This window comes from Streptomyces sp. NBC_00988, assembly GCF_045162645.1.
In the GTDB taxonomy this organism is placed as follows: Bacteria; Actinomycetota; Actinomycetes; order Streptomycetales; family Streptomycetaceae; genus Streptomyces.
The window spans coordinates 232,678-244,696 of sequence record NZ_CP108730.1; the positions used below are offsets into that span (position 1 = coordinate 232,678).

13 protein-coding genes and 1 pseudogene are annotated in these 12,019 nt (G+C 70.5%); 11 read left to right on the plus strand and 3 right to left on the minus strand.

Features of this window, described 5'->3' with window-relative positions:
• Positions 1-7 precede the first annotated feature (7 nt).
• Together OG496_RS01055 and OG496_RS01060 are read left to right on the plus strand one after the other, a co-directional pair.
• Positions 8-136 (plus strand): hypothetical protein, encoded by a 129-nt coding sequence (locus OG496_RS01055; protein WP_405969136.1) that lies wholly within the window; start codon positions 8-10, stop codon positions 134-136.
• A 187-nt stretch (positions 137-323) separates the two neighbouring features.
• Entirely contained in the window at positions 324-827 is a 504-nt protein-coding gene (locus tag OG496_RS01060) for a hypothetical protein (protein WP_405969137.1), read from the plus strand.
• A 140-nt stretch (positions 828-967) separates the two neighbouring features.
• On the opposite strand, the gene OG496_RS01065 is transcribed toward OG496_RS01060, so the two are convergent.
• The 3 genes and pseudogenes from OG496_RS01065 to OG496_RS01075 form a co-directional block, all read right to left on the minus strand.
• Positions 968-1,222, minus strand: a complete 255-nt coding sequence (locus tag OG496_RS01065; protein WP_405976891.1) for a hypothetical protein — start codon at positions 1,220-1,222, stop codon at positions 968-970.
• A gap of 44 nt (positions 1,223-1,266) precedes the next feature.
• Positions 1,267-1,410: pseudogene (locus OG496_RS01070) on the minus strand (transposase); the annotation flags it as partial.
• A gap of 494 nt (positions 1,411-1,904) precedes the next feature.
• Positions 1,905-2,918: a LacI family DNA-binding transcriptional regulator gene (locus OG496_RS01075; RefSeq protein ID WP_405969138.1), complete on the minus strand. Its 1,014-nt coding sequence runs from the start codon at positions 2,916-2,918 to the stop codon at positions 1,905-1,907.
• Between the two features lie 149 nt (positions 2,919-3,067).
• On the opposite strand from OG496_RS01075, the gene OG496_RS01080 reads away from it, so the two are divergent.
• From OG496_RS01080 to OG496_RS01120, 9 genes are all read left to right on the plus strand, one after another.
• Entirely contained in the window at positions 3,068-4,312 is a 1,245-nt protein-coding gene (locus tag OG496_RS01080; RefSeq protein ID WP_405969139.1) for an amino acid ABC transporter substrate-binding protein, read from the plus strand.
• Between the two features lie 3 nt (positions 4,313-4,315).
• A complete protein-coding gene (locus OG496_RS01085) occupies positions 4,316-5,194 on the plus strand; it encodes a branched-chain amino acid ABC transporter permease (protein ID WP_405969140.1) in 879 nt (292 codons plus the stop codon).
• A gap of 53 nt (positions 5,195-5,247) precedes the next feature.
• Positions 5,248-6,174: a branched-chain amino acid ABC transporter permease gene (locus tag OG496_RS01090; RefSeq protein ID WP_405969141.1), complete on the plus strand. Its 927-nt coding sequence runs from the start codon at positions 5,248-5,250 to the stop codon at positions 6,172-6,174.
• Positions 6,171-6,908 (plus strand): ABC transporter ATP-binding protein, encoded by a 738-nt coding sequence (locus OG496_RS01095; protein WP_043663297.1) that lies wholly within the window; start codon positions 6,171-6,173, stop codon positions 6,906-6,908. The genes OG496_RS01090 and OG496_RS01095 overlap by 4 nt, the downstream gene beginning before the upstream one ends.
• A 5-nt stretch (positions 6,909-6,913) precedes the next feature.
• Positions 6,914-7,651, plus strand: a complete 738-nt coding sequence (locus tag OG496_RS01100) for an ABC transporter ATP-binding protein (RefSeq protein WP_405969142.1) — start codon at positions 6,914-6,916, stop codon at positions 7,649-7,651.
• A gap of 139 nt (positions 7,652-7,790) precedes the next feature.
• A complete protein-coding gene (locus tag OG496_RS01105) occupies positions 7,791-8,741 on the plus strand; it encodes an NAD(P)-dependent oxidoreductase (protein ID WP_405969143.1) in 951 nt (316 codons plus the stop codon).
• Positions 8,738-9,985, plus strand: coding sequence for a M24 family metallopeptidase (locus OG496_RS01110; RefSeq protein WP_405969144.1), 1,248 nt, complete (start codon positions 8,738-8,740; stop codon positions 9,983-9,985). Before OG496_RS01105 ends, OG496_RS01110 begins: the two co-directional genes overlap by 4 nt.
• Before the next feature lie 10 nt (positions 9,986-9,995).
• Positions 9,996-10,976, plus strand: a complete 981-nt coding sequence (locus OG496_RS01115; RefSeq protein WP_405969145.1) for a thiamine pyrophosphate-dependent dehydrogenase E1 component subunit alpha — start codon at positions 9,996-9,998, stop codon at positions 10,974-10,976.
• The gene (locus OG496_RS01120) at positions 10,964-11,938 is read left to right on the plus strand and encodes an alpha-ketoacid dehydrogenase subunit beta (RefSeq protein ID WP_405969146.1); all 975 of its coding nucleotides are present in this window, start codon (positions 10,964-10,966) and stop codon (positions 11,936-11,938) included. Before OG496_RS01115 ends, OG496_RS01120 begins: the two co-directional genes overlap by 13 nt.
• Positions 11,939-12,019: the final 81 nt, after the last annotated feature.

A 12,019-nucleotide genomic window follows, 5' to 3' on the forward strand; every position in this document is an offset into this window, starting at 1 on the left:
GGACAACATGGCCACCCTCCGCAGCTTCGCGATCAACACCCTGCGAGCCGCCGGCCACGCGAACATCGCGGCCGGACTCCGCGAGATGTCCTACGACGGCTTCCGCCGACCACTGGACCTCCTCGGCCTTGCCTGACCAGCACTCACGCAAGATCAAAAGAATTTGCAACAGCCTTTCCTGCACAGCAGAGCCGTCGAAAAAGCGTCGACGGATTCCATTTTCGACTCAGTATTTGCGAAATCCGGGCTACCAGGGCCCTGGTTGCGATGGAATCGGGGCAGTAGTGTCCGCATCCCAAGGAGGAGACCACAGAGGGGGATTCATGTCTTTCCCGACCGACGAAACACAGGACCCTCGTGAACGAGAATTGGCCGACGGACATTCCGTCATGGCGAAGGAAGCGCTCCGCTCTCTGACCGCCAGGACCCTGGAGATCGCCCAGAAATCCGACCTGGAGAACGTGCCCGATGAGGTCAGGGAGTCTCTCGCGGCGAAGGAGCAGTTCGAGTATCCCGTCTGGATAGCGCTGGGCGGGGCCATCGTTATCACTCTTGACGCCTATTTCACGGACCTGCCCTATACCTTCCACGGAGTCTCCGGAGGTCTCGCCCTGGGGGGCGGCATCACCTGGGGAACCGCATGGTTCAACTACCCGATCGACCGCATCATCGGGTGGGACGCGCGATTCCATGCGAGTTTCTGGACCGGGGTGACCGCGATCAACTACTGGGGCATGAGCGGTGAAGTCATCGGCTCGATGATCGCCGGCGGACTCAACATCGGCGTCGGGGGCGCGGGCGGCCAGGGCACATTCCGCCGGCGATAGGCGACAGCGATCCGCCACACGACCCGGGCGCCCGCGGCGTACGGCACCCCCGTCACCGCGGCCGCCCTCGCGACTGCTGCACAGCATCCGTAGGCCCGCGCCGGCCTCCTCAGCATCAACTGACCTGCACCGAACCATGATCAAGAGACTTTGCAATCACCCTGGGCCTCCTCGGGATCGGCCGAGGGCGTGATCGTCTGGTTCGTCCGGCCGGTGGGTCCCCCTTTTCGGCCGGTGGCGGCAGCGTGCTGGTGGACGCGGACGATGGTGGAGTCGATCTGGACGAGCCAGTCGATGTCGCCGGCCGCGTCCGCGTGGGCCTGGATCTGCTGGAGGGCCCGGGTGAACACGCCGTCCAGCGCATAGCGGCGGAAGCGGGTGAGACCGTCTGCCATGAGCCGTAGCGATCCGGCAGGTCACGCCAGGAGATCCCGGTCCGGATCTTGTAGACCATCCCGTTGACGACCCGCCGATCCTGCACACGCGGCCGGCCCGTCGCGGCCCGCGGTATGAGGGGAGCGAGTAACTCCCACTCCTGATCGGTGAGTTCATGGCGACGTATCACCCCACCATGATCCACCACCCGGTGATCTTTGAAGACGGACCCTAGTTCGGCTAGGACGCGGCTGTAGCCGCTGAGCGGAGTTCACGAACTGCCCCTTCGACGCCAGAGGATTTCCGTACGATCTCGGCAGGGATGGACTCAATCTCGCACTACCAACAAGAGGGACCTCTTGGACTATCGTTATCTTTTCGCCGACGACGAGGTCAGGGGGAAATCGAACACCGGGACGACTCTTGAGCCGGATCCACCGGCTTGATTCCGAGGGGGAGCGTAAATCTGACGGCGGATCCGACGATCATGGGAGAGCTGAGCGGCCAGGCGCGCCGGCGCGCTACCTTCGCCGCCAACCGTCCCGCCCCTCACGAAGTCCTGAAACTGCGCGAGCGTGGCCCTGCCCCGCCAGGCACAGCCGCCGATCCCGACGCACTCGGCATCCAACAGACAGTGGACTCCGGAAACGTCCGCCCGGTCTCAGAGATCAAGCTCCAGGTATTTTGGGCCCGACGCGCGCATCACGTGGGACCGGGCCGGCGGCGGGCGGTCGAACCTCGGACGACCAGCCGGGCGGGCAGCAGGATGCTCCAGGGTGGCGCGGCGGCGCGCAGGTGGTCCAGGAGGAGCTGGGCGGCCTGCACGCCCATAAGGTGGTGCGGGACGTGGACCGTGGTCAGCGGCGGCCGGAAGCGGTCCGCGAACGGCATGTCGTTGAAGCCGACGACGGACACGTCCGCCGGGCAGCAGCGGCCCAGGCCCTCGATCGCGCGCAGGGTACCGAGGGCGATGAGGTCGTTGCCCGCGAGGACCGCGGTGGTGTGCGGGTGCCGTTCGAAGAGCAGCCGGGCGGCGTCGTACCCGGCGGCCTCCGTGTAACTCGCGCACTCCACGACGGCGGCACCAGGGGCGGCGGCGCGGAAAGCCCGCATCCGGACATGGCCGGTGGACAGGGTCTGGGGCCCGGCCAGGTGGGCGAGCCGGGTGTGGCCGAGGCCGCGCAGGTGGGCCACCGCCTGCGCGATGCCGTCCGCGTCGTCGCCCAGTACGGCGGGCACGTCGGGCAGTTCGGTGAAGCGGTTGACGGTGACGAAGGTGATCCGCTCCCGTACGGCCAGTTCGAGCAGGGGGTGGTGGCGGCGGGCGGTCGCGACGATGAATCCCTCGACCCGGCGGCTGCGCAGGGCGTCGAACTCGGCGCGCTCGCGGGCCTCGTCGGCGTCGGTGTTGACCAACAGGGCCGTGTAGCCGTGCTGTTCAAGGCGGTCCTGGATGCCGCGCACGATCGGCGGGAACAGCGGGTTGGTCAGGTCGGGGATGAGCACGCCGACGGCGGCGGTCCGGCTGGTACGCAGGCCCCGGGCCAGGGTGTTGGGCACATAGCCGAGCCGGGTGGCCTCCAGCGAGACGCGGTGCGCGGTCCGGGCGCTGACCTGGTGCCGGGTGGACGGGTTGAGCGCCCGGGACGCGGTCGCCTTGTGCACGCCGGCCGCACGGGCCACGTCGTCGAGCGTGGGCGGTCGGCCGCTGGTCATGCGGCGAGGCTAGGGCGTGCCGGGCGGAGCCGCAATCCATTGCGGTCGCTTTGCTCCTGCGGCCGTTGACACCTCGGCCCGGCGGCAGCAGACTCCCCCGCAATCGATCGCATGGGTGAGAAAGTCCCTTCCACGAAGGGTGTCCGATCATGCGTCATCCGTACCGTCACGCCTCTTCGTCCCGCGCGCTGTTCGCGGCCGTCGCCGCCACCGCCGTGCTGGTCGCCTGCAGTTCCTCGGCGAAGCCCAGCTCCTCGGCGTCGTCGCACGGGCCGCTGAAGATCGGTATATCCCTGTCGCTGACCGGCGACTTCTCCGACCCGGGCAAGAGCGCCGAGCGGGGATACCGGCTGTGGGCCGACACGGTGAACGCCAAGGGCGGGATCCTCGGCCGCAAGGTGCAGCTCAGCATCGTCGACGACACCTCCAGCCCCACCCAGGTGGTCGGCAACTACCAGAACCTGATCACCAAGGACCATGTCGACCTGACCTTCGGCCCGTTCTCCAGCCTGCTCACGATCCCCGCCTCCCAGGTGGCCAAGCGCTACGGCTACGCGTTCCTCGAGCCGGCGGGCGGTGGACCGAAGGTCTTCGCCCAGCATCTGCACAACCTCTTCTTCGTGCAGCCGGCGCCCGTCGTCAAACAGGGTGACGTGTTCGCCGACTACATCCTCTCCCTCCCGGCGGCCCAGCGTCCGAAGACCGCCGCGTATCCGGCGCTCGACGACCCCTTCGCCTCGCCGATCGCCGACGAGGTGCGCACCCGGCTCGAAGCCGCCGGGATCAAGACGGTCTACCAGCAGATCTACCCCGCCGAGATCACCGACCTGACCCCCGTCGTGTCCGCGATGGCCGCGAAGAAGCCCGACCTGGTCGTCGGCGGCACCCAGGCGGACGACGCCTACCGCATGGTCAAGGCCATGGTGCAGCTCAAGTGGGCGCCGAAGCTGCTCTATCTGTCCAACGGGGCGAACGACCCGCACAACTTCCCGGGCAACGTCGGCGCTTCGAACGTCGACGGGATCTTCTCCTCCGGCGACTGGTTCCCGAGCTCCAACACCTATGGCAACGCCGCCTTCCTCAGCGCGTACACCAAGAAGTACGGCGGCACCGCCGGCACGATCGACAGCACGTCCGCCGAGGCGTACTCCTGCGGGCAACTGCTTGAGGAAGTCGCTGCCAAGACCGGCAAGGTGGACAACGCGACCCTCATCTCCGCGCTGCACACGGGCAGTTGGCAGACCCTGGAGGGAAATCTGAGCTGGAATGCGGACGGGGCCGCCAACTCCTCGTACGTGTTGGTGCAGTGGATCAGCGGGAAGATGCTGCCGGTCTACCCGGCCGGCCGGGCGCAGCACGCGCCGGTGATCGCCGCTCTGCCGTGGGGTGGCTGAGCCATGCACGAGGCGGTTCAGGCGGTCATCCTCGGGGTCCTCACCGGGGGCGTGTACGCGTTGATGGCCAGCGGGCAGACGCTGATCTTCGGGGTGATGAAGGTGGTCAACCTCGCGCAGGGCGCGCTGGTGATCCTGGCAGCCTTCCTCAGCCACAGCCTGTTCACCGCGTGGGGCGTGGACCCCTTCCTGTCGGTGCTGCTCATCGCGCCGCTGATGTTCGCGCTCGGCGCGGCGGTGCAGTGGCTGCTGCTGCGCCCGCTGCACCAGGACGACGCGGCGCTGCTGTCGCTGCTGGTCACCTTCGCCGTCGCGCTGGGCATCGAAGGGGCGCTGACGGTGGTCTACCACACCGACTACCGCACCACCCGGCCCGCATACGTCGACCGGTCGTGGCGGATCGCCGGATACCAGGTCGGCGAGGTGCGGCTGGCGGCCTTCGCCCTGTCGCTGATCACGCTGGGCGGGCTGTGGATGCTGCTGTCCCGGACCCGTTTCGGGCGGTCGGTGCGGGCGACCGTGCAGAACCCGGTCGCGGCCCGGCTGCTGGGCGTGGAGACGGCCCGGGTGGCAGCGCTGGGCTTCGGGCTGGGGGCTGCCACCGCGGCGGCGGCCGGGGCGGTGTACGGGATGGTGTACTCGTTCAACCCCAACAGCCACTACGACCTGATCTCGCGGCTGTTGTCGGTGGTGATCCTAGGCGGGCTCGGCAGCCTGGGCGGCACGGTGGTCGCCGCGCTGGTCATGGGCGTCGCTTCGTCGCTGGTCGGGGCGCTGGCGTCGCCAGTGTGGTCGGACTTCAGCTTCTTCGTGGTGCTGCTGGCGGTGCTCCTGCTGCGTCCCCAGGGGCTGTTCGGTGCCAGGCTGCGGGGTGCGCTGTGAGGCGGCGGCTCGGACGTTATCGGCGTTACGGGCCCGGGCTGGCGGGGCTGGTGGTGCTCGCGGCTCTGGTCGTGTTCCCGCTGGCCGTGTCGGCGCCCTGGCTGGTCACCGTCGGGCTGTTCACCCTGATGTACGCGGCGCTGGCCAGCGCCTGGAACCTGGTCGGCGGCTACGCCGGGTATCCCTCGCTCGGGCACGCCGCCTTCTTCGGCATGGGCGCCTACGCGGAGGCGATCTGGTGGACGCACCGCACGGCGGGCTCGGGCTACGGACCGTTTTGGACACTGCCGCCGATCGGGCTGGCGGTGGCTGCCGTCGCGGTGCCGGTGGCGTGGATCGCGATGCGTACCCGCACGGATGTCTTCGCGATCGTCACCATCACCTTCCTCTTCGTCGTGCAGACCCTCGCCTTCAATCTGCGCGGGCTGACCGGCGGCGCCCAGGGCGTGGCCATGCCGGTCGCACCCTTCACCCCGGCGACCTTCGAACGCCCCTTCTACTACGCCATGCTGGCGCTGCTCCTGCTCGCTCTGGCCATGTCCTACGGCGTGCTACACAGCAGGCTCGGGCTGGCGCTGACCGCGGTGCGCGGCGACGAGGACAAGGCGCGGAGCGTCGGGGTGCCGGTCGGGGCGGCGAAGCTGACGGCGTTCGCGCTGTCGGTGGTGGTGACTGCGATGGCCGGGGGCGTGTGGGCGTACTACCTGTCCTTCATCTACCCGCAGTTCGCGATCGACCCGCTGCTGTCCATCGGCATGGTGCTGATGGTCTTCCTCGGCGGGCGGGGCACCCTGTGGGGCCCGGTGCTCGGCGCGTTCGTGGTGGCACCCGCGCAGCAGTACCTCGCCTACCGGTTCGGGGCCAGCCAGCTGTACCTGCTGGCGTACGCGGCGCTCTTCGTGGTCGTCATGCTCGTCATGCCGCGCGGCACACTGCCCACCCTGCGGGACCGGATACGACGGGCCGAGGCGCGGGCATGAGCGGGCCGCCGCTGCTCGAAGTCCGCGCCCTGACCAAGCGGTTCGGCGGGGTGACCGCGGTGGACGGCTGCTCTTTCGCCGTCCGGCGCTCCACGATCACCGGGCTGATCGGCCCCAACGGGTCGGGGAAGACCACCGTGTTCAACCTCGTCACCGGCCATCTGCCCGCCGACTCCGGCCAGTTGGTCTTCGACGGCCGGCCGGTGACCCGGCCCGACCCCGGGCGGCTGTACCGGCGCGGACTGTCCCGCACCTTCCAGCAGCCCCGGGTCTTCGGGGAGTTGACCGTACTGGAGAACATGTCCGCCGCAGCCGGGCACGACTGGCGGGCGCTGGCCGGGCGGCGGCTGAGCGCCCGGGACGCGGCACGCGGCGACGCGCTGCTCGCGGAGTTCGGACTGAGCGGGCACCGGGACACGCCCGCCGCCGAACTGTCGTACGGACAGCGGAAGTTGCTGGAGTTCGCGGCCCTGCTGATGAGCGAGCCCGCGCTGGTACTGCTCGACGAGCCGACGGCCGGGGTCAGTCCGGCGATGGTCGCCACGATCGAACGGCATGTGCGCGCCCGGAACACGTCCGGCACCACGTTCCTTCTCGTCGAGCACGACATGGGCCTCGTCATGCGGCTGTGCGACCCCGTCATCGTGCTGGACGGCGGCACGGTGATCGCCGAGGGCCCGCCGGACGACGTACGGTCCCGGCCGCGCGTCCTCGACGCCTACCTCGGGGGGTGAACGGCGTGCCGGACCTGCTCGTCCTCGACCATGTCACCGCGGGATACGGGCTGGGCGACGTGCTGCACGGCGTCGACCTCACCGTGGCCGAGGGCGAGGTCGTCTGTCTCATCGGGCCCAACGGCGCCGGGAAGTCGACGGTCCTGCGCACGGTCAGCGGGCTGCTGCGGCCGGGCGGCGGTCAGGTCCGGCTGCGCGGCGAGCCGGTCGACCACCTGTCGCCGCGCGAACGACTGCTGCGCGGCATCGCCCACGTACCGCAGGAGCGCAGCCTCTTCCCGGCGATGAGCGTCTGGGACAACCTGCTGATGGGCGGCCACATCCTCGACCGCGGTCGGGCCGGGCGGGCGGCCGTGCGTGAGCGGGCGGACACCGTCGCCGAGCAGTTCCCGATCGTCGCCGCCCGCCGCCACGAGGCCGCCGGATCGCTGTCCGGCGGCGAGCAGAAACAGGTCGAACTCGCCCGCGCCCTGATGCTCGACCCGGCGCTCATGCTGCTCGACGAGCCGTCCATCGGCCTCGAACCCCGTGCCCGCCAGGCCGTCTTCGCCACCGTACGCGCCCTGGCCGACGCCGGCCGCTCGATCCTCCTCGTCGAACAGAACGCCCGCTCCGGCCTGGCCGTCGCCGACCGCGCCGCCGTCCTCGAATCCGGCCGCGTCCAGCTGAACGGCACCGGCCGGGCGCTGCTCACCGACCCGCGGGTGGCCCGGCTCTACTTGGGCGCGAAGGAGGGGGTCTGATGGCCGGCCGCCTCCTGCCCACCCGAGCGACGGCCCGCGCACACGCACGGCGACCGCAGGTCCGGAACAGTCCCGCCCCGGCCACGCACACCGACCCGCGGGCGGCCCGCCCGCACCCCGGCGCGAGGGAGGAAGCCCGATGCCCGACGACTTTCCGCTGATCGGCTGGACCGGCACCGGCCGGATGGGTTTCGCGCTCGCCGGGCGGCTGCTCGACGCGGGAATACCACTGGCGCTGTACAACCGGACCCGGGCCAAGGCCGAGCCGCTGGCCGCGCGGGGCGCCGGGGCGCACGTCGTGCACGACGTGCGACAACTCGGCCCGTGTGACGTCGTGTTCACGATGGTGGCCGGGTCCGACGACTTCGCCGAGGTCACGACGGGCGAACGGGGCCTGCTGACCGCCGACGCGGCACCGGGCGTGATCGTGGACTGCTCGACAGTGGACGCGGAGGTGTCCGCTGCCGTACGGACCGCCGCGGCCAAGACCGGCACCGCGCTGCTGGCCGCACCGATCAGCGGCAACCCCAAGGTGGTCGCCGCGGGCCGGGCGAGCCTGGTGGTGTCCGGTCCCGAGGACACCTTCCGCCGGGTCCTGCCGCTGCTGACGGCGCTGGGCGGCTCGGTCACCTATGTCGGGACCGGCGAGGCGGCCCGGCTGGTCAAGCTGGCCCACAACATGGTGCTGGCCGTCGTGGCGCAGGCGCTCGCCGAGTCGGTCGTCCTCGCGGAACGGCACGGCGTGTCCCGGGCGGCATATCTGGAGTTCCTCAACTCCTCGGTGCTGGGCTCGGCATTCAGCCGCTACAAATCGCCCGCGCTGGTGGGCCTCGACTTCACCCCGACCTTCACCACGACGATGCTGCGCAAGGACCTCGACCTGGGGTTGGCCGCCGCCCGCACCGCCGAGGTGCCGATGCCGCTCACAGCCGCCGTCCACCAGCTGGTCCAGGCGGCGGTCGGGGCCGGGCACGGCGGGTCGGACTTCGCCGCGCTGCTGCTGGAGCAGGCCCGCGCGGCTGGGCTGACGCTCACCTCGGAGGACGCCGAGGTGGACGACGGGCTGTCCGGCACGGGGGGCCCGCGATGACCACGGCACCACGGCTCACCCCCGCGCCAGGCCACACCGCGGTCGACTTCGAGCAGCGCGTCGACTTCGACCGCCTGCGCGGCTACCGGCTGGGCCGGGCCCGCGCGGCGCTGGAGGCCAGCGAGCTGGGCGCGCTGCTCGTCTTCGACACCAACAACATCCGCTACCTGACCTCGACGGTGATCGGCGAGTGGGCCCGCGACAAGTTCACCCGCTACGCCCTGCTGACCCGCACCGGCGACCCGTACGTCTGGGACTTCGGCTCCGCCGCCCGCCACCACGAGCTCCACGCCCCCTGGCTGGCCCCCGGCCACAGCCGGGCCGGGCTGCTCGGGCTGCGCGGCGCAATCGCGCCCGAGGCGGGGCTGTTCGCCGCCGCCGTACGGGAGATCAAGGCGATCCTCGCCGAGGAGGGAGTCGCGGACCTGCTGGTCGGGGTGGACGCGGCCGAACCGCCGATGCTCTTCGAACTCGCCCGGCAGGGTGTGCGCGCAGCGGACGGCCAGCAGGTCATGCTGGACGCCCGGCAGCTCAAGTCCCCCGACGAGATCACCCTGTTGTCCATGGCCGCCGCGATGGTCGACGGCGTCTACCAGGACATCGCGGAGGCGTTGAAGCCCGGCGTTCGCGAGAACGAGATCGTGGCGCTCGCCAACAAGCGGCTGTACGAGATGGGTTCGGACGATGTCGAGGCGATCAACGCGGTGTCCGGGGAGCGTTGCAACCCGCATCCGCACAACTTCTCCGACCGGCTGATCCGCCCCGGTGACCAGGCGTTCTTCGACGTCATCCAGTCCTTCAACGGCTACCGCACCTGCTACTACCGCACCTTCGCCGTCGGTAGCGCCACCCCGGCCCAGTGCGACGCGTACACCAGGGCGCGCGAGTGGATCGACGCCGCGATCGACCTGGTGAAGCCCGGCGTGAGCACCGACCGGATCGCGCGGGTGTGGCCCGCCGCCACCGAGTTCGGGTTCCGCGACGAAATGGCCGCCTTCGGCCTGCAGTTCGGCCACGGGCTCGGCCTGGGGCTGCACGAGCGGCCCATCATCAGTCGCCTCAACTCCCTTGAGAACCCTATGGAGATCACCGAGGGCATGATCTTCGCACTGGAGACCTACTGCCCGGCCGCCGACGGCTACTCGGCGGCCCGTATCGAGGAGGAGGTGCTGGTCACCGCCGACGGACCGCGCATCCTCACCCGTTTCCCTGCCCAGGAACTGTTCATAGCCAACGCGTACTAAGGATGCACAGATGCCCACGGATGACGAACGGCTCGCGCTGTACGGCGCCCAGACCCGCATCCGGCTCTTCGAGAAGCGCGCCTACGACCTCTTCCTGCGGAACCTGGTCAAGGGCACCAGCCATCTCTCGCTCGGACAGGAGGCCATCGCCGCCGGGTTCGCCGTCGCCATGCGGCCCGATGACTACACCTTCGCCACCTACCGGGGGCACGCCCACGTCCTCGCCCGCGGCGCGCCGATGGCCGCCGTGATGGCCGAACTCCTGGGCCGGGACACCGGGTTGATGGCCGGCAAGGGCGGTTCCATGCACCTGACCAGCGTCCGGCACGGCGCGATGGGCTCGTACGCAATCGTGGGCGCCCATCTGCCGATCGCCGTGGGTGCGGCGTGGAGCGCCCAGTACCGGGGAAGCGGCCAGGTGGCGGTGTGCTTCTTCGGCGACGGGGCGACGAACATCGGTGCCTTCCACGAGGCGCTCAACCTGGCGGTGGTGTGGGAGCTGCCGGTGGTCTTCGTCTGCGAGAACAACCTCTACATGGAGTACACGCCGATCGCTGCCGTCACGGCCGTGCCCCGCCCCGCCGCCGACCGGGCGGCCGCGTACGGGCTGGACGCCGTCGTGGTGGACGGCAACGACGCGGACGCCGTGCACACGGTGGCAGCGGAGTCGCTCACCCGGGCCCGTGACGGCGGCGGCCCGAGCCTGATCGAGGCGCTGACCTACCGGCACGGCGGCCACTCCCGCGCCGACCCGGCGAAGTACCGGCCCCCGCAGGAGGTCGATGCTTGGCTGGCCCGGGACCCAGTGACGGCCTACCGGGAGCGGCTGCTGAAGTACGGCGTGCCGCCCGAGGTGCTCGACGGCCTCGAAGCCGAGGCGCGGCAGGCGGTCGACAAGGCGACCGAGTCCGCCGTGGCAGCACCCCCGCCGTCACCGGGGCGACTGCTCAGCCAGGTATGGGCGAACGGAGGTGCGTCATGGCGCGGTTGACCTACCGCGAGGCCGTACGGCGGGCGATCGCCCAGGAGATGCGGCGGGACGAGCGCGTGGTCTTCCTCGGCGAGGATGTGGCGGCGGCCGGCGGGGTGTTCAAGGCGACGCCGGGCCTGCTGGAGGAGTTCGGGCCGCGCAGGGTGCGGGACACTCCGATCAGCGAACAGGCCATCCTGGGCGCGGCGATGGGCGCGGCGATGACCGGACTGCGGCCGGTCGCCGAGATCATGTTCAGCGACTTCCTCGCCGTGTGCTGGGACATCGTCGCCAACGAGATCGCCAAGACCCGCTATATGACCGACGGTCAGATCTCGCTGCCGCTGGTGATCCGCACCGCGAACGGTGGCGGCCTGCGCTTCGGTGCCCAGCACTCGCAGAGCGTCGAGAACTGGGCGATGGCGGTGCCCGGCCTCAAGGTCGTGGCCCCCGCCGACCCCGCCGACCTGATCGGCCTCTTCGCCGCCGCCGTACGGGATCCGGACCCGGTGCTCTTCTTCGAGCAGAAATCCCTCTACCCGGTCCGGGGCGAGGTGCCGGACGGGGAACTGCTGGACACCCTCGGCACCGCCCGGGTTCTGCGCAACGGAGCCGACGCCACACTCGTCGCCCTCGCCGCGATGGTCCCGCGCGCCCTGGCGGCGGCCGAACTGCTCGCGGCGGACGGCATCGGCTGCACGGTGGTCGACCTGCGGTGCCTGGTGCCACTCGACGTGACAACGGTCCTGGACGCGGTGGCCACCACGGGCCGGCTCTTCACCGTCGAGGAGAACCCCCGGCTGTGCGGCTGGGGCGCCGAAGTCGCGTCGCTGGCCGCCGAGGAGGCGTACGGCGCGCTGACCGGGCCGATCGTCCGCATCACCACCCCGCACATCCCGCTGCCCGCCGCCGACATCTTGGAGGACCTCGCGATGCCGTCCGCCGCGCGGATCGCGGACACCGTGCGCAAATCGCTGGGCTGATGGCAGAAGCCATCCGCTTTCCGTTTCCGAACCTGATCCGTTGGTTCGGCTGTGGTGGGCATTGACTCCGGTCGGCGGCGG